This is a genomic window from Inquilinus ginsengisoli, assembly GCF_050434925.1.
Lineage (GTDB): Bacteria > Pseudomonadota > Alphaproteobacteria > DSM-16000 > Inquilinaceae > Inquilinus > Inquilinus ginsengisoli_B.
Genome location: NZ_JBNDJK010000001.1, coordinates 1,729,259 through 1,747,448, shown reverse-complemented (window position 1 = coordinate 1,747,448; position 18,190 = coordinate 1,729,259). Strand labels below are relative to the sequence as shown.

General features: G+C 63.8%; 13 protein-coding genes and 1 pseudogene. 2 read left to right on the top strand and 12 right to left on the bottom strand.

From position 1 onward, the window contains the following. Positions 1-126 precede the first annotated feature (126 nt). The 5 genes and pseudogenes from QFZ27_RS08535 to QFZ27_RS08515 form a co-directional block, all read right to left on the bottom strand. Positions 127-1,413, bottom strand: a complete 1,287-nt coding sequence (locus QFZ27_RS08535; RefSeq protein ID WP_429225736.1) for an NRAMP family divalent metal transporter — start codon at positions 1,411-1,413, stop codon at positions 127-129. 266 nt (positions 1,414-1,679) lie between these two features. Next, the gene (locus QFZ27_RS08530) at positions 1,680-3,113 is read right to left on the bottom strand and encodes a PAS domain S-box protein (RefSeq protein WP_429225734.1); all 1,434 of its coding nucleotides are present in this window, start codon (positions 3,111-3,113) and stop codon (positions 1,680-1,682) included. A 433-nt stretch (positions 3,114-3,546) separates the two neighbouring features. Further along, entirely contained in the window at positions 3,547-3,876 is a 330-nt protein-coding gene (locus QFZ27_RS08525; protein WP_429225733.1) for a response regulator, read from the bottom strand. Positions 3,877-4,051: 175 nt separating this feature from the next. Next, positions 4,052-4,627 carry a fatty acid desaturase gene (locus QFZ27_RS08520; RefSeq protein ID WP_429232429.1) on the bottom strand — a complete coding sequence of 192 codons (576 nt, stop codon included), beginning with the start codon at positions 4,625-4,627 and terminating at the stop codon, positions 4,052-4,054. A 157-nt stretch (positions 4,628-4,784) separates the two neighbouring features. Beyond that, a pseudogene (locus QFZ27_RS08515) lies at positions 4,785-4,967 on the bottom strand (fatty acid desaturase); the annotation flags it as partial. Between the two features lie 1,210 nt (positions 4,968-6,177). On the opposite strand from QFZ27_RS08515, the gene QFZ27_RS08510 reads away from it, so the two are divergent. Continuing rightward, the gene (locus QFZ27_RS08510) at positions 6,178-6,513 is read left to right on the top strand and encodes a ribbon-helix-helix domain-containing protein (RefSeq protein ID WP_429225732.1); all 336 of its coding nucleotides are present in this window, start codon (positions 6,178-6,180) and stop codon (positions 6,511-6,513) included. Positions 6,514-6,798: 285 nt separating this feature from the next. Here QFZ27_RS08510 and QFZ27_RS08505 read toward each other — a convergent pair whose 3' ends face one another. Then, on the bottom strand, positions 6,799-7,512 hold the full coding sequence (locus QFZ27_RS08505; RefSeq protein WP_429225731.1) for a hypothetical protein: 714 nt from the start codon (positions 7,510-7,512) through the stop codon (positions 6,799-6,801). 217 nt (positions 7,513-7,729) lie between these two features. On the opposite strand from QFZ27_RS08505, the gene QFZ27_RS08500 reads away from it, so the two are divergent. Then, positions 7,730-8,752, top strand: coding sequence for a DUF4158 domain-containing protein (locus QFZ27_RS08500; protein ID WP_429225730.1), 1,023 nt, complete (start codon positions 7,730-7,732; stop codon positions 8,750-8,752). Positions 8,753-8,800: 48 nt separating this feature from the next. Here QFZ27_RS08500 and QFZ27_RS08495 read toward each other — a convergent pair whose 3' ends face one another. The 6 genes from QFZ27_RS08495 to QFZ27_RS08470 all read right to left on the bottom strand — a co-directional run bounded on the left by QFZ27_RS08495 (position 8,801) and on the right by QFZ27_RS08470 (position 18,042). Continuing rightward, entirely contained in the window at positions 8,801-10,201 is a 1,401-nt protein-coding gene (locus QFZ27_RS08495) for a DUF1254 domain-containing protein (protein WP_429225728.1), read from the bottom strand. A gap of 168 nt (positions 10,202-10,369) precedes the next feature. Continuing rightward, a complete protein-coding gene (locus tag QFZ27_RS08490) occupies positions 10,370-11,995 on the bottom strand; it encodes a DUF1254 domain-containing protein (protein WP_429225727.1) in 1,626 nt (541 codons plus the stop codon). 421 nt (positions 11,996-12,416) lie between these two features. Beyond that, the gene (locus QFZ27_RS08485) at positions 12,417-14,306 is read right to left on the bottom strand and encodes a HupE/UreJ family protein (protein WP_429225726.1); all 1,890 of its coding nucleotides are present in this window, start codon (positions 14,304-14,306) and stop codon (positions 12,417-12,419) included. Between the two features lie 122 nt (positions 14,307-14,428). After that, positions 14,429-16,861, bottom strand: coding sequence for a DUF3604 domain-containing protein (locus tag QFZ27_RS08480; protein ID WP_429225725.1), 2,433 nt, complete (start codon positions 16,859-16,861; stop codon positions 14,429-14,431). Continuing rightward, positions 16,800-17,612, bottom strand: coding sequence for a porin family protein (locus QFZ27_RS08475; RefSeq protein WP_429225724.1), 813 nt, complete (start codon positions 17,610-17,612; stop codon positions 16,800-16,802). Before QFZ27_RS08475 ends, QFZ27_RS08480 begins: the two co-directional genes overlap by 62 nt. A gap of 88 nt (positions 17,613-17,700) precedes the next feature. Then, positions 17,701-18,042, bottom strand: coding sequence for a hypothetical protein (locus tag QFZ27_RS08470; protein WP_429225723.1), 342 nt, complete (start codon positions 18,040-18,042; stop codon positions 17,701-17,703). Between the last annotated feature and the right edge of the window lie 148 nt (positions 18,043-18,190).

Sequence of the window (18,190 nt, the reverse complement as noted above, 5' to 3'; positions counted from 1 at the left end):
CGGGGACTGGCCAACCCGACAATCGACCCATGCCGAGTCTCCGGCTCGGCCGAATGAATCCTGCTTTTCTGGATGAAGGCCGCCTCGTGCGACTGCAGCGCGACCAGGCGGACGGAGCCGAAGCGCTTACGCGAACCATCTCCAGACCATGGCCACGGCGATCAGCCCCATGAAGGTCGTCGTGGTCCAGCCGAGCAGGGCCAGTGGGCGCGGCAGTCGGAACTCGCCGACAACCGCTGTCCGGCCGCTCATGATCATGATCAGCACCATAATCGGTACGGCGACGAGGCCGTTGATGACAGCGCTCCAGAACAGGGCTTTGATCGGATCGATCGCTGCCGTGTTGAGGGCGATGCCGATGACAATCGCTCCGAAGATGGTGCCGTAGAAGGCTTTCGCCTCCGCGGGCCGGCAGGCCAAGCCGGCCGGCTGGCCGAGAGTGCCGCAGACGCCAAAGGCCACGGCGCCTGCGAGCACCGGCACGCCGAGCATGCCGGTGCCGATGATGCCGGCAGCAAAGATCGCGAAGGCGAAGTCTCCGGCGATCGGACGGAGGGCCGACGCCGCATCCGCCGAGGTCTGGATGTCAAGCTTGCCGGACGCGTGCAGAGTGGCCGCCGTGGTGACGATGATGAACAGCCCGATCAGGTTCGACAGGCCCATGCCCAGCCAGGTATCGATGCTGATGCGGCGGAGCTCGGCCGGCGCCTGCCGCGGAGCCTCGGTGAGCGGCTTCATCCGCGGGCTCTCGGCCTGGCGTTCCGCCTCCTGTGAAGCCTGCCAGAAGAACAGATAGGGACTGATGGTGGTGCCGAAGATGGCCACGGCGGCGGTGATGTAGTCCGTGTTAGCCTGCAGACTGGGCCACACCAGCTGCCGGGCGACTTCGGCCCAGGGCACATGGACCGCGAAGACCGTCCCGACATAGGCGAGGAGCGACAGGCACAGCCACTTCAGATAGGCCGAGTAGCGCTCGTAAGGGATGAAGGTGATCAGGCCGGCGCAGAGCAGGCCAAAGCCGATCACATACGGCTCGCGCGGGCCGCCGACGAGCAGTTGCAGCGCCGCTGCCATGGCGCCGAGGTCGGCGCCGAGATTGACCACGTTTGCGGCCAACAGGAGCAACGCCACGGCGAAGCCGACGGGCCGCGGGAAATTCTCCACGATATTGGTCGCCAACCCTTTGCCTGAGATTCGGCCCAGCCTCGCGCACGCCTCCTGGATGGCGACCATCAGGGGAAAGCTGAGTAGCAGCGTCCAGCCCAGGCTGTATCCGAACTGGGCTCCCGCCTGGGAATAGGTCGCGATCCCGCTCGGATCGTCGTCCGAAGCGCCTGTAACCAGTCCGGGCCCCAGCTTCCCGAGCCAGCCGCGGGTCCGGGGCTTGACCGGTGAAGAGGTCGTAGTGGCCATCCGCATGCCGCGCCGTCGAGGCGCGCTCCTCATCCGAATTCACATGCCTGCCAGGCAATCATGGGCCCCACGCCCGTCGCGCAGCGGCCATACCCAGCGTGCCGATCCCCTTCAGGCAATTGACGGAGCGAAGCGCAACTTCGTTCCCAGAAGCGAGTTGATGGCCGTGCTCCGCCGAGGCGCCGACATGCACGAAAACGTGCCTGGCACGCCCCTCCCGGAATGTTCGAGCTGGCCGGACCAAACGGCCTCCCGATAGGTGAGATTCAGGCCTTCGGCCCGGATCCGTCTAGCTGCGCTAGCGGTAGGGTCATCGCGATCACCAGCCCATCCGGCTGCCACTTCCGTGACAGGGTTCCGTGCAGGTGGTTCTTCACGGTTCCTTCGGACAGCCAGGTTCCGAACCCCGTGGAACCTGGAGCCCCCGAAACGGGCGGTCCGCCACGTTCCATCCAGGACAAGTTTAGCTCGGCGCCCTTAACGGTGGTGACGATCTCAACGCCACCATTGACGCCCGAGAGAGCTCCATATTTGGCCGCATTCGTCGCAAGCTCGTGGAAGACGAGCGCCAGGCCGGTCACGGCTGGCCCTGCCACAGGCACGTCGGGCCCCGCGATCAGGACACGCTCGCCAGCCGTTGCCTCGAAGGGCGCGATAATCGTTCGAATCAAGGTGTGCAACGTGGTCGGCTCGGCCACTCCCTTCTGCTGGAAATCGGCGAGGGTCAGCTCGTGGCCGCGGGCGAGCGCCGCGAGGCGATCCTGGACGGAGCGAACCAGCTCGTCGACCGAACTGCTGGATCGACCGCTCAGAGTGACGATGGCGCTCGACAGCGCGAAGAGGTTCTTCACCCTGTGGCTCATCTCCTGCAGCAGCAGCGCCTGACGCTCCCGCGCGCGCTTCTGCTCGGTGATGTCGCGGACGATCGTCGATGCGCCGACGATCCGCCCGTCGGAGTTCTTCAGCGGCGAGACCGAATAGGACACCTCGAGCAGGCTGCCGTCCTTCCGGCGTCTCACCGTCTCGAATTGATTGATCCGCTCTCCGGTCCGGATGCGTGCCAGGATCTCCGGCTCCTCATCATGGCGCTCGAGCGGGATCAGCATCGTGACGGGCCGTCCCACCATCTCTTCGGTCGAGTAGCCGAACAGCCGCGTGGCGGCGCCGTTCCAGTTGGTGATCGCGCCGGTGAGATCCTTCGCCCAAATGGCGTCCTCGGAAGACTCGACGATCGCGGCGAGCCGTAGCGCGGATTGCTCGGCCTCGTGCCTCTCGGTGACATCAATCATGAGATTTACCGCGCCGGTGAGCTCACCCGCGGCGTTGAACAGCGGCGTCGGGTACGGGATGAAATGAACCCTGCTGCCATCAGGGCGCTGAGCGATGGTCTGCATTCCGAGGACCGGGCGCCTTTTGCGAAGCGAGCGGGCCAGTGGCCCCCGCTCATGCGGCAGGGGCGTCCCGTCGGCTTGGAACAGCCGCAGCGCGCCATTGTAGCGAGCCTTCCCGATCTCGGGGCGATAGCCCCACAGCTTCGCCGCGGCCTCGTTGTAGAAGGTGATGCAGCCGGCAGCATCAGTCATGTACACGGCCACCGGCAACTCTCGGAGCAGCCCCTGCCACTGAAGCTCCGTGGCAAGGCGTCCCAACCGGAACTGCAGCGACGGCTCAGGGTTAGGTGGCGATGCGGATCCGGTCATGTCGATCGTCTCGTCCGAAGCTTCGCCGCTCGACCCAGGGGAGCGCGATCCGATAACGGTACGGCGCGGAGCGCTAGCAGGCAAACATCAGAATCACATGGCGGTGAGACAGCTTGTGCGAATAAGAATGACTGATTGTGCTGGGACTGCCCAATCCCATGCCGAGTAAATAAAAGCGTCGTTATGGTTAAATACTCGGAACCGAATGCGATCGGGCCCTTTCATGGTGATCGTGAAAATGGGGCACCGTCGCAGAAGGGCGGAGCCCGCCCGACACTGCCCCTGGTGTATCGGAGTTGTCAGCTCGTCCGTGGTCTGGAACCACAATCTCATGGCCTGCATCTCAGGACAGCGGCATTCTTCCTTGCTTCTGCCTCGACGGTGAATGCGCCGCTTCGGCGGGTCGACCTGTTGTGAAGCAGCAGACACCGGTTCAGCGTGAGCCGCGCCGCGCGAGCGTATTCAAGACCATCTCGATCGTTGCCGGCTCGATTGGTTTTGAGACAAGCGGTCGGTCCGAGTGCTCGGGCGCGATCAGATGCCGCGGCCGCGAGCTGACGAAGGCGTAGGGAATGCGGCGGCATCGAAGCGCATCCGCAACCGGGTAAACCTCGGCAGTCGGGCCAAGCTCGACATCGAGGAGGGCGGCAGAGATTTCCTCGGAATTCGCCAGGGCCAATGCGGCCGACAGTTCACCGACCGGTCCAACCACCTCGAACCGGCGTCGTGAACAATCGATTGGATTTGGCACGCGATCATCCATTCGTCCTCGACGATGAGGACGCGTTTTCGGTCCGCTGATGGGCTCATGAGGTGAACTCCGCCAACCGATATCCCCGACAACGGGTGGGGCCGACCGCCGGTTCGGCGGTGCAGGCACCTCAACTTACGCTTTTCTGTCGGCGCGATAGCAGAGGAAGCCCTGGAGATACATTCAGTCAGCGCGCTACCGTCCGACGCTCTCCCGCAGCGCACGCGCCTCGTTTCGGTGTCCAGGGAAGCCGACCATCCGCTGCCGCGTCTCGTCCCACAGCGCGAAGAACGGCGCGCGCAGGGCATCCCAAAGGGTCAGGCACGGCATGCAGCTGCTGGATCGCGGCGTGGCAGGCCGGCAGGCGATAGTTGGGGATGCGCGGGTTGAGATGGTGGATGTGGTGAAAGCCGATATTGCCGGTGAACCATTGCAGGATCCGCGGCAGCTTCAGATAGGATGATCCCTGCAGCGAGGCCGCGCCGAACGTCCAATCGGCGTCCCGCTGCCACAGCGTCTCCTCGAAGCGATGCTGCACCGCGAACAGCCAGACGCCGATGATCGAGGCGATCACCATGATCGGCAGCTGGACCAGCAGCACGCGCTCGAACCCCAAAGCGAGCCCGAGCCCGACAAAGACAATGGCGATGCCGGCGTTGGTGGCATGGACCGACAGCCGTTCCCGGCGCCAGTCCTTCGACGTGTCGAAGGGAATCCGGTACAGCAGCAGGAAGACCAGCGGCGGCAGCAGCAGACCGGTGATCGCCGGATGGCGGCTCAGCCGGTACAGGAAGCGGCGGCGGCGAGAGGGCCTGGTACTCCGCGACGGTCAGGCAGGTCGAGTAGATGTCGGCCCCGCTGTCGCGCCGGTCGAGATTGTTCCAGACAGCGTGGTGCCCGGCATGCTGGCGGCGCCAGTTCGCGAAGGGCGTGAAGGTGATCAGGCTGCACAGGCGGCCGAACACCAGGTTGGCGCGGCGCGAGGCGAAGAACGACGAGTGCCCGCAATCATGCTGGATGAGGAAGAGGCGCACGGTGAGGCCGGCCGCGATCACCGCCAGCCCGAGGGTCAGCCAGTACGACACCCCCAGGCTGGCATACATCGTGGCGCAGACCGCGACGAAGCCGGCCAGTGTCGAGGCCAGCTGCCAGACCGCCCGCGGCAGGCTCGGCGTCCGGAAACGGGCCACCTCGGCTCGCAGCGCCGCATCGGCGTCGACCAAGTTTCGATTAGGTTTACACTTTCCAGTCAATGGCGGCCCTCTTGGAAGCCGGATCCCGCCGGCGCAATATAGAATCTCGTCAATCAGGTTTACGCCGTAGGATCAGTCCGCCTCGAATAAACTCCTGTAGCGGCCGAGTCCAATGTTGACGCCGAACTTAACATGGCTGCCCAGCCGTTATGTACGCGACGACGCTGGACGTGCACCATAGGGCGCGAGGAATTCATCCTCGGTCAGGTGCAAGGCCATTCGAGCAAGATCTGGTTTGTCCGTCTCGAGCCAAGCGCCGCGGTAATCGCGCAGGTGCCGGAACATCCCTCCGTCAAGCATCGTGCCGCCTTCCTCATACAGCAGGGCACCAGATCCATAGCTCGACTGATGATGTTTGCCACTCCAACGAAGAGGGAGTGGCTGCTCTCCCGGAATGTGAAGGATATAAGGCATGACTATGCACCTCTCGATTGATCTGCCAATCCTCCGAGGGCCACCGAGGTCGGTCGTGCGCTGGAACTCGGGGCCCAGCGCCGCCTGATCCGGCGCCAAAGTGGGTCCAAAGGATAGACCCCATATCAGGTGAATACATGCCAAAACCGGTGCCGGTTCCGTGCAGGTCAGCTAACGATATGAATCCGGCGTCAGGTCGTGACCCCTCAATATCGCGCGAAATCCGGCGCTTGCCGTGCCGATCGGTCGCCGGGAGCCCACGCCGATCGACACCCGTGAGCGGACATAACCGTCGGGTCCAGGCAGCGGAGAGGGTGGAGAGGCGTAGTGAGGAACTCGGACCCTGGGTGCTCGAGCCTTCTGCAATCAAAGAACGAAATCCGCCGCGGCAAGGGGCGCGGTCGGAGAGGACGGTGATGATCGGGTCCGGCTTGTCAGTCGCCGTTGACGTGAGAAAGATGAGGCGCCGGACCTGCTGAATTCGACTTCATTGCTTGCAGAGCATCTGAAACCGAACGCTTCTATGGTGGACGAAATGCTGTGACCGCGAGTGACAGGACGAAATTCATCTGCTAAGATTACGATACAAGATAGCTTATGTTCGACATTTCGTGATCAATTAACGCGGCAATTTTCATGGTGTCTCATGAAAGGTTCAAACGACAATCGCGACACGTCCGTGCACTTTGCGCGCGAGCAGCCGGTACCCACCTCAAGAACCCGAAATGTAACAATCGGCGGAGCGAGGTCGAGCATACGTCTAGAAGATGCGTTTTGGGATGGCCTCGACGAGATTATCCAGCGCGAAGGCGTGACATTGGATCAGCTTATTACGGGAATTAGACGGCGTCTGTCGCCAGACGCGAATCTTTCTGGCGCGGTACGTGTATTTATACAGAGCTACTATTACGCGCTGAGTCAGAAAGCGACACCCAGGCTCCCGCCGGGATCTCGCTGGAGAGTTCCAAAACTGCGGAACTGATATCCGGTTCACCGGCTCGAATAGGAGACCGAAATCATGTGCTACTTGGCTTCCAGCGCTTGTCGGGTCCAGCCGACGGCTTCTATCGATGGAGGCCGGAGCCGACGGTCGGACACCGCGAAATCCTCATCTCGATCCCTCTTTTAGCCTTGAGCCTGTCGTCACCTACCCGCGGCGCCCTGATCGGCGAGTGATGTTTGTTGTCCGCCGCAGCGACCTGGCCGCTCAGGCAAGTGCCTTAGCTCACCGCACCGGCCGCATACGGCGGCCGGTGCAGCTCTTCCGTCAGAGCATGTAATCCGCGGCGCCCGATGCTGCCTCATCTGCACCAAACACCTCGTCGAGGTTGACGATGGTGCCGTTGATGAAGCCGACGAGTCCGCCGACCGTGCCGCCGACGCTGCCGAGAACGCCCTGAGCACTGACTTCGTTGCCATAGTCCAGGCCGATCTCCAGCCCTGCCGTGAGCCCGCCGGCAAGGCCGCCGCTATCGCCATTCAGCAGCTGGCCGACAGGCCCGAGATCGATGATGTCAGTGACGGCAAGAAGTCCGTCGACCAATCCGACGGCAGTATCGAGCACGCCGTTCACCAACCCTGTCACCGTGTGTACGAGGCCACCGACCAGCGGGCCGACCAACGGAATTCCGCCGACCGCATCGCCGAGATTGTCGACTGCACCCACGGCGATGCCGACAACACCGCCCACCGCGCCACCTGCCACGCCGAGGAGGCCCTGCTCTCCGGCCTCTTGGCCTTCGGCCACGCCCGTGGTCAAGCCGCTCACCAACCCGCCAAGCAAGCCATCGCTGTCGCCGTTCAGAACCTGCTGGACAATGCCAAACACGCTACCGAGAAGGGGCCACAACAAGATCTGTTCATGGCGACTCGCTAAGGTAGAACAATTTAGGAACAGGGTTTGGGTTTGAGACCAGCCCGTCCGAGCGTTGGGCGCGCCATCATCATTGACGTTGAGCGTACCGTCGCAGTTCCGGCCCACTTGGCGACCTCGGCGGGGATGGCTCGAGGGTCTGCCATGGCCGACATCGCCATGGGCAGGGTCCAGCGATCGCTCTAGCGGGGCCAACCGCCCATGGGCTCGCGCCGCGGCGCCTTCAATCCATTGCTTGGTCGGATTTGTAGCGTTGCGCGATCGCTTGCAGCAAGCGGAACGGACCGCCAGGATACCCAGCTTATTCTGGCGAAGGGAAGATCGATTGGCCAGACGGACTCTCCTTAAGCCGGGCGGTTACGAACGACTCCTCGGCATTCCAGACGACGAAGAAAGCCTCATCCGCCACTACAGCCTGTCACCGGAGGACCGGTTCGAGGCGTTGGATCGGCGGCGCCCCTGGAATCAACTCGGCTTTGCCCTGCAGCTTTGTCTGATGCGCCATCCGGGCCGGATGCTGAGGGCTGACGAGGCCCCGCCGCGGGCGATCGTCGCCTATGTCGCTGACCAGCTGGGACTACGGCCGCACGACTTCGCCGCTTACGCACGCCGAGAGGAAACCAGGCTTGAGCACGGCCGCCTCCTCCAACAGTATCTTCATGTCCGGCTGCCGACTGCAGAGGACCGCCGGGCTGTGTTGGTGGCGGCGATTGACGCAGCCGCAGCGACCGACCGCGGAGAGGCGATCGCTCAGGCGATCGTCGACGTTCTGCGCAAACGGCACGCTCTGCTCCTCTCGGCCCGGGAGATCGACCGGATCGGACGGGCGGGTCGGGCGATCGCCAGAGGGCGTGCTAATGCCGCGCTGATCGAAGGGTTGTCGCCCGAACAGTTGGCTGCCCTCGATGCGCTGCTTGTAGCAGAGCCTGCGATCCGCCAGACGCGGTTCGGCTGGCTGCGGTCACACCCTGAAGCACCGGGAGCCGACAACCTCTCCGGCCTGATCGAACGCATCGCGTTCGTCCGCGCGCTCGGCATCGATTCCACTCGCCGAGAGCGCATCCACCCGGGCCGGTTCAAGCAAATGGTCCGAGAGGGCGAGGTCACGCCGAGTTGGCTAGCGGCCGACTTCAACGCCGGACGCCGCCGTGCGACGATAGTTGTGCAGTTGATCGCACTCCGCGAGGCATTGACCGACGCGGCGGTTGCGATGTTCGTCAAGCTGATCGGCCGTCTGTTCTCACGTGCTACGCTTCTGGGCTTGGTCATCTGGGCTTTGGGTCAGCATCCTGCCCCGCCCTCTTTTGGGCGGAATGTCGCCGCTGCATCCGCACGAGCACAGCGATGATTTGCTCGCTGAGTTCGCCAATCGCGCTGCGTCCACCGAACCGGCCGTTCACTGTGTCTTCGTCATCGGCGGCGCGGTCCACTTGCCTTCCGTCGCTTCGTCTTTCGGCCAGTAGAGGCGCATGATTGCGGAGAATGGCCCCTTTGGTGCTGGCAGCCAATTCGGCTCCTTGTCCTTGCCCGGCGACTCATTTTGCACGTAGAGCGTCAGCCCGCCATCGGCGTCCTTCACGAACTGAGGCAGCATCGGTGAGTTGAGCAAGTATCGGTTGATCGGATTGGCGACGAGCAAGCTCGCCGGCAACTCATACATCGTCAGCGACCAGAACGCGTTGACAGGCGGCAGTTGGCCCGGTGCAAAGCGCAGGGTATAACGGTTGGCACCGTCCAGCTTCTTCTTCTCCTCGTCCACGTAATATACTGGATACATCGCCTCCTGCTTCGAATTTCCGTAGATGCCGAGTACGGCGGCGGCCATACGGTACGGGTAGTTGTTCTTCAAATATTTCCGCGTGCCGAAGACGTCGCCGGAGGTCACCTTCCCCGCAGCAAATTGTCTCTCCAGGCTGGCGAAGTCAGCCCAGGCATCGGCCATCCCCTGCTCGATGGCTGCCGTCACTTCAGGCGAGAGCTTGCCGGCGTCCAGGGCCTTTCCCGCGCCGATGCCGAGCTTGGCGAAACGCGCCATCAGGTCGGTCTCGGAAGGATCGGTCGGACAAAACTGCAAGGTGAAGCTCAGGATGTTGAAGAACTCGAGCGACGTCTTCTCCTCATCCGGCGTCAACGGCTTGATAAAATCAACCGTCGGTGCGGCGGGTGGCGCGGGGTGACCGAGGAACGCCGAGAGCGGCTCGGCCTTGTAGCCGGCTTGAACTTTTCTCACGTTGTCGAGATCGTCCGGATTAAACAACTGCGTGCGATAGACGGCGAGCACGAACTCGGTCTCCGAGCGGAACACCTTGGTCACTCCCTTGGGCGTCTCGCCTTTCCAGCCGGGCCCGGCGATCAGGAAGCTGCCGCCGTCATTGCCGGTCGCACGGCTGCCGATGTAGTCAAAGTTGAAGGTGTAGGCATCGATGAGCTGGATGCTGAAATAGCGATCCTTTTCAATCGGCGGCACCGTGAGCACCAACGGCTCGGCGCGCAGATCCATGCCGACAAACGAGTAGGGAGTATCTGAGTTGGGCGTCTGGATCGCCGTATCGGCCGGCGTATAGACGCGCGCGGTGTTGAAGATCCGGTTCCAAGGGCCCTTGTATTCGGGATTGCTGGTGTCGACAAAATATGCGTGCTGGATGCGGTAGTTGTCGACCATCGGGAAGCCGTAAATATAGGCTTCCTTGGCTATGGCGCGGGCTTCAGCGGCCGTCACCTCCTGGGCTTGAACGCTGGTGGTGACTGAGGCCAGGCCACCGGCGATCGCCAGGACCATTGCTGCCATTCGTAACATGGGGGTTCTCCTACTGTGCGCCGCCCGCTCTGGCCCGGCGGCTGGTGCGGGAGAGACGCTCCGATCCGCGGTTCGATTTTGGGCGACCAATGCGACCATTCCACTTTCCGGCTACCTATCTCAAATCCGTCCGCTGGCCGGTACCGGCCGGCGGACGAACTTCCCGCCTCATTGCACGAGTTCGACCTCGCCCGGCCGCCAAGTCTTGGCGAAGAACGGCTCGAGCGGGCTGTAGAGCCGCAGGCACGGGATAAAACCCTTGCCGGGTATGGTCTGGATCCAGTTGCCCCGCTTCACGCCTTCCGGCTGCGTCGGGCCGAAGTAGACCGTCGTCGTGCCGTCGGCGTCCGCTTCCGCGGCGGGCGACGGAAAGCTCTGGCTGCCCGCGCGCGGATAGCGCTGCGGCGTGTCGAGCATCGAGCGCGTCATGTTGTCGTAAAGCGTGAACGACCAGAAGTTCGCCTGCGGGATGTCCTTCGGCAGCGTCACCTTGTAGGTCTTGGCGCCGTCGAAGGGCTCCTTGTTTGCATCGACCATCGTCCATAGGTAGGTCGAGCCGATGCCGGGCAGACGCATGGCCATCGCGGGCGTGATCCCGGTAACGCCGTAGAAGAAGTCCGTCCGCGCGTCGAGCGTGCGATAACCGGTGGGCGGAAAGGGCTTGACGCCTTCGGGGGTAATCAGCGGGATCGGCGTCTCGAACTCGTAGCCGACTTCGAACAGCATGTTCTGCCAACCCGAGCCGGGGTAGTAGTACAAAGCCGGATCGCGAGGAGCCATGAACAGGGTGCGCGAAGTGGCGTTGGCGAGCGCAAGCGCTTCGGTGAGAATCTTCTTCATCCTCGCATCCGGCGCGAAGGGTTTGCCCTTGATGATGCCGATGGCCGCGATCGGGCCCATCAACTCGGGGTCGAGCGACCCTGCAGGCTCCTGCTGCACGACTTCATTGAGCATCTCGTAATAGCTGAAGTCGTTGGGCGGGATGGTGTTCATCACCTTGCCGGTGCCTTCGTGGAACACGGTCGGCGGTGGTGGCGTGATTTTTCCAAGCTTAGCCTTTCCGCTCAGGAAGTCGGCAATGGGGGTGCCAACGCCGCCGGCCTCGTATGGATAGACCTTGGTGAACGTTCTGATCGATTCGGCCACGGGCTTCGGATCGTTGTTTTCCAGGAACGAGCGAGCGAACCATATGACGAGGCTGGTCCGGGCGCGGGCAATATTGAATCCACCAGGTAGCGGACCATCGTAGCCAGGCGGCAGAATGAGGTATTTCCCGCCCTCGCCGCGATCGGACCCAGGCAAACCAATATCGACAACCCAGCGGAACCAGTAGTCATCGATGGCGCCAAGTGCCTTGGGTGGCACCTCTAGCACCATGGGACCCTTGGTCAGGTCCAGCATGCCCATAGAGTAGATCGTGTCCGCGTTGGCAGTCAGGAACAGCGACTTGGCATCCATCAGTTCTGAGAAGACCAGGACTTCGTTATCCTTCACCCCGGCGCTCAGAAGGCCCTTGTGAAGGGAGCGTATGCTGACCCCTTGCATGGTGTTCACAAACGCCTCGAAGGCGTGCGTGAAGTCCAGGTTGTCATAGATCTTGGCGACGGTGTCATTGCTCGGCATGCCATCCTTGAAGTCGAGCGTGCCAATGCGCGTCTCGACCTTGTCCGGCGTGATGAGCGCCGGGGGAATTTCGGTAGACATCTGGGCGGTGGCTTCAACTCCGCCAAAGACAAGACAGGTTGTCGCGACCAAAATCGAAAATCCGGAAAGCCTGCTGTTAATCGGCTTCATGGCTCGTGCTCCATTTTATTCGGTGGACCAGCTCGTGATTGGCGAAGACGCAGCAGATCGGCAAATTGTCGACAACAACACGGCCAAGCATAGGCCTGGACCCATCAATGTTCCTGAAGGCATCATCACTGGTGTTGATCGCTCCGCAGTTCGTCCTTCTCTTGACCAATCCCGATTGCGACTGCCGCGACACCGGCGATCGGACAGCTGTCGGCGTACCGCATGGTCTGGCGCCGAAAGCTGTTTCGTAGCCACGCGATATAGAGGGGTCATGACGCTGCGCCCGCTCACAGCCGGTGCGCTCTCGCGATCCGTCTCGATCTCAGACACGATCCTCTCCTACCCCTGCATCGCCTCAACTGCCGCTACTGCCACCGCTGCTCGATATCCATCGATGCCGTCGGGCGGCTGCGCCGCGGGCTCACGCCCAGAACGTCGCCACCCGCTCCCAAAACCAAAATGCCGCCAACACTCCGATCGCATATGTGGCGGACAACCGTGCGATACCCGCCACCCATTGAAACGCAGCCAAGCGTCTCGCGAGCGACATCGCCGCCAGCACCGCGGCGATGAAGACGAGTTGTCCGAGTTCCACACCGACGTTGAAGGCGAGCAGGGCGAGCGGAACATCGCCACGCGGCAGCCCGATCTCGGCCAAGGCGCCTGCGAAGCCAAGGCCATGGAGAAGGCCGAAGGCGAAGGCCACAGCCCAGGGCCAGCGCGCGGTCAGACTGGTTTCGCCACACCGTATCCGGATGATCTCGCAGGCCAGCAGCAGGATGCTCAATGCAATCGCCGCTTCGACCGGTGGCCCGGGCACATGCACGACCCCAAGCGTGGCAAGGGCCAATGTCATGGAATGGGCGGCAGTAAACGCGGTGACCGTGAGCAGCAAGCTCCGGACGCTCCGCACGATGAGGATGAGGGCCAGCACGAACAGGAGATGATCGTAGCCGAAGAGGATGTGCTCGACCCCGTGCATGACGAAAGCGCCGACGACAGCCAAGGGCCCGCGCGAGGCCGTGATCTCGATCCATGGTCGGGACGGACGGACCAGCGTGGTTGAGTATCCGCCGTCATCCAGCTGCACTCGCACCAGCACATCTGTGATCGTGCCCTGCAGGCCGATGAAATCGATACGCTTTCCTGCCAGCCCGCCGTCGACTTCGATCACTCTGCGCTCGAGCAGCGAGTCAGGGAGTGCCCGCTGCGTCGGCGCGGTGAGGTTGCGAACGCCTTCCGGGACCAAGAGCACCACCGGCAGACGCATCCCGGCGAGCAGCGGCGTGCGCCAGAGCACGTCGTACCGACCGGGCGCCGTCTCCGTGAGCTCCAGGTAGGCGGGACGCGCTTCGTGCGCCCACGCGCCAGGTACCTGCGCCAGCACCACCACCAGGATGCCGAGCACCAGTCGCAGCAGGCGCCGCCGACCTTGCTGTCGGCGGGTCACGGGGGGGGCTCCTGCGAGAGTCAGACCGGCAGGTGCAACCACCTCCGAAGGCGCCGGCAGGACGACCTCGTAGCGCGCCCGCATCACGTCAAACGCCTTGCGTTTCGACTCGGCCCGCTGCTCGTCGGCCCACGCGTCCTTGACTGCCGGTTCCACCTCCTCGAAGGCAGGCACGCGGTCCGGCGTCAGCGAGTCCATCCAGACGAGATGCCAACCATACCCGGATTCGATCGGCCCTTGCCACGTACCCGACTGGAGCTGGAACAGCGCCTGAGTGAAATTCGTCCCGAAGGTGTTGGCCACCTGCGACAGTGTCCGGTCGCCATAGTGGTCCTGGAACATAAAGCGATCGGCGAGGCCCACCGCCGCAGAGGAGTCTGCGGACTGGCCGGCAAGGTGCTCCCGTATCTGCCCGGCCGCGTCGCGCGCTCGCCCGCCCGGCCGGTCGGGCGAGAAGTAGAGGTGGCGGAACGACACCCGGCCCGGCAGCACGAAGCGCTCGGCATTCGCGTCGAACCAGGCCCTGAGCTCCGCCGTCGTCGGATCGCGAACGGTCGTCAAATCGTCCGCGAGAAACCCCATCTTCTGCGCCATCCGGCGCTTGACGATGGTGTCTTCCTTGTCCAGGCCGAGCGCCAAGGCCTCCCGATAGAGAACCTCCTCGCGGACCGTGTTCTCCACCAGTTTGCGCATCTCGTCGGGCGTGGGCGGCCGCCTCATCTGCGCGCTCCACCCGATGATCAGTTGCAGCAGATCGTCCGTGGTCAGCTCGATCCGGTTGGGCTCATCCGGCCGGCTCGATTCCGGATTGAGCGTGCCATAGGCGACGAACAGCGCCAGCCCGGCCAACAGGAAATGCAAGAGTGGCTCGCTCAGCCAACGCCGGCGGTTCGACGACTTCGGGTGCGATGGCGCGGACCCGCCCGGTCCCGCACCGACGCCATATGCCCGCCCGGTCCTCCCTGGATCCGCACCGCTGCCGATCATGGGCTGACGCCCTCGATCTCGTAGTTGGCGTAGCCGAATTCATTGCTGCGCGCGGCGACGAATTTGTCGCCCAGCTTGTAGACGGTCACATCGAACGGGGTGTTGCCGATCGTCGTGATGATGTGCCCGTCGCGGATCTCATAGAGGGCGGGCGAACCCATTTCGCCGCTGTGCAGCACGTCGCCGATCTCGCCCGGCTCGGGCGCCTTGCCGTCGATGCTCACGATCAGGCGCCGGCCCGCCCTGCCGTAGAAGATCTCGAACGGCTGCCCGGTCGCGACATTGCGGGCCTTGATCGTCTTGCCGACGACCAGCGCATTCAGCTGTGCGTCGTCGAGCGCCACTGCGCCCTGTTGCAGCAGATCGGTCACCCTTGTCCCGCGCCGGGCACCCTTGCGCGCCTCGTCGGTCGGCGTGAACCAGATCGGCGAACTCCAGGCGCGCTCCTGGACCGTCGCCGGTACGACATCCGGCGGCACGACACCCACCTCCTTCGCCTGGATGGTGGTCCAGCGCGGCGTCGGGATCTCGATAACGCGGGCGTAGTAGAAAGCATCCAGGGCCGGATCGAAATCCGGATCCGTCCAGACGGCCTTCAGCTCCACCGCGCCGATGGTGTTGGTGTAGCTGGCCTCGTGCAGGTTCACCGTGCTGCCGACCGGCGACAGGAAACCCGTCTCCGGATCGATCGTCCGCTCCCCAGACCAGACGACGTCGTAGATCTTCTCGAAGCTCTGGCCGCTGTGGGTCCAGCCCTTGACGATCTGGATGCGATCGAGATTGCCGCTCTCCGGATCCTTCACCGCCCAGACGGCGAACGACGGCGGCGCCTCGCCCGTCGGCGGCGGAAGGTCGCTGCCCATCGGCACGCCATTCGCGTAGCTGGCCGCGATCCAGCTATCGCCACTCAGCGCGTCTGAGCCGAGGTCCCAGCCGGCGAAGAACCGCAGCTTGATGCGAACGCCGCTGGTGCCGAAGGTCTCCTTGCGCTGCATGGCGGCGAAGAGCGACGCGCGGGTGTTCTCCTCGGCCCACACGCCGGTGAGCCCGGCCGGGTTCTCCCGCCGCACGTCCAGCCCGGCGAAGACATGGCCGGCCATGCGCTGCTGCGCCGTGCCGTCGTTGAGGCCGTGGCCGCCAAAGAAGTTCGCCTGCCGGTAAGGCACGCCGGTGTTGTGCGAGTCGGAACCGCCGACGAGGCCGAATTTATAAGGGTTGTAGCCATGCGCCTCCAGCATCGCGAGGCCGTTCTTGTAGGCATCACGGATGTAGCTGCCGGGGAGGTGCGGCACCCGACCCGCCGGATCACCCAGCAGATAGTAGAGCAACTCGAAATTGGCGAACTCATCGGTCGGCGACAGCGCCGGCGTCGTCTCCGACTGGCCCTTGATCTGCTTGATCTCCGACAGGGGCTCGTTGGTCACCCGCTGCTGCGCCCAGGCCGCATCGATGGGCCGACCCTTGCTGTCGACCTCGGTCGGAAACATCGTGCCGTCGCTGAGGTTGGCATTGTGGGAGATCGCGAGCAGTTCGTTGCCGGTGCCGCGCTGGGCGTCCATCCAGCTCCACAGATCCTCCGGATGCTGCGAATCGAGCGAGCTGAATGGCATCTCCGGCACATGCGCGCAATCCTTGAAGAAGATGTTGCGGTGCAGGTTCCGGTTGTTCGGCGTCGAGGTCCACTCATAGGCGCAGAATGCCGTGAATCGGCCGGGATCGTTGAACTTCTCGGCGGTTGCGACCGTCTCTTTCCAGACCGTGCCTGCCACCTCAGGGACGACCAGTTCCTTGACCGGATCGTTGTCGATCATGGTTGTGCCGAGCCAGAGATAGATCCTCTGGATGTCGGCCGCGTCGCGGACCTTGAGCTTCTCCGCGATCGGCAGCTTGCTGATCGGCGAACTGGGGTCGTTCGCCAGCCGGACCGTGCCGACATATTCCGAATGGTCGGTCACGCCCATCCAGTCGAGCGGGGTCGTGATCTTGATCGTGTAGCCCAGCGGGTGCGCGATGGGCTCACCCTTCGCATATTTGTACGCCTCGGCCGGCCCGGTCATATGGTTGCCGAAGATGTAGGCGTCGAACGACCAGCTGGTATGGACATGGGTCTCGCCGAAATAGGCGTCCCGCTGCGGGTTCGCTTGAGCGAAGGCCGGCAGCGCCGCCAGGCTGGAGAGCCCGATCCCGAGTAGCCCGGTACGCACTCCATGTCGCAGAACGTGCATGTCAGCCTCCCTGGTATCCTTCGCGCGGTTTGCCGTGACAGCATTGGTTCGCTGCAAGCCAGCTTGTCGATCACCGCGGTGAACTCCGCTGGCGAGCCCACCCCACTTCCGGCTGCCAGCGATTTCTGGCATGCCGCCGCGATCAGAACCGAAAGGTGACGCCGGCGATCGGCCCGTAGAGCGCCATATCGTCGAGAGGCGCATGGCCGCCGAAGTCGTAGCCGAGATAGCGGTATCCGATCGCTCCCGAGACCGAATTGCTGAAGGAATATTCGACCGCGCCGAGCACCTGCCAGGTGAGATCGGAGTTGCCGGCGCCGATGTCGGCGTAGCCGATCAGCGAGAAGCCATCGCCGAGTTCGACGCCGGCGCGGACGCCAACGATTCCGTCGACGATGGTGGCGCTGTCGTCGAAGTCGCGAGAGCGGTCGAAGGGTCCCTGGCCTTTCAGGTCCCCATCGACCGACAGCGCGACGATGCGGGCGCCGAGGAGAAGATCGACGCCGAGCTTTGGCTCGTCCACTACCCGCGCGGTGGCGCCGACCGTGGCCAGAAGGGCTTCCATGTTGACGTGGTACTTGGTCCTGAACGGGCCGGACAGATTGCCGTTGACGGTGAGGGACACATAGTCGAGATCGACGAGCAGGCCGATCCGGTCGTAGCGGACGGTGCCGACGATCATGCCGGCAAAATCGAGATCGCCCAGGATGTCGGAGAAGCCCTTGTCGATTGACAACGATGGGATGCGGCGGTCGCCACTGGTGCTGCCGCTGACGGAGGGCAGCCAGGCATAGGGGGTGATCCGGACAAACCACGGACCTGCCGTTGTGCTCGCGGGCGGCGCCGCGGCGTCCTGAGCCGCTGCCGGCGTCTCCAATGCTGCACACCATAAGGCCCCAGTGACCGCGCCAACGGCGATCACTCGTCGGGTGGACTCCGCAAGGATTGTCGTCACTTTGGTTGCCCTCTCCCATCACGGTCCGACCGTCGACGCGGCGGCGCCGGCTTCAGCCTTGCTTCGGGCCGCCGTTAGGTCGCGGCCGTCATCGGCCCATGGTGATCTCGATCGCATCGGCGCCGAGGCTCAGCATCAGCCCTTCCCGTTTGGCGACCAGATGCATGACAACGCCGTCATCGTTTTGCAGCCAGAGATCGCCCCCGCTCGCAGTGCCCAAGGCGAAGCCGTAGCGCCCCTGGGCGTAGGTCCCTGGGAACTGCTCGATGCTCTGTAGCTTGTAGACCTCGCCGCGGGCTTCGACCGTCGACAGGCCGATGCCGCCGATGCCGACGCCGCCGACCTTGAACGGGTAGCTCCGGCCCCGAAAATTCAGGGTCCCACCACCGGCGCTGCCGCTGCCGATATAGGCCGCCTGGACCTCGTGCATCTCTACCGTGCCGTCGGGCGCCTGACCTGCAAGCGTCGGGGGAGGGCCGGACTGCTGGCCGGAGCAAGCGGCGAGCAGCAGCGCTGCGGCCGCCAGACATGCGCCGAACCGTATCGTCCGCCGAGGGTGGTATGCGACCCGTCGGAAT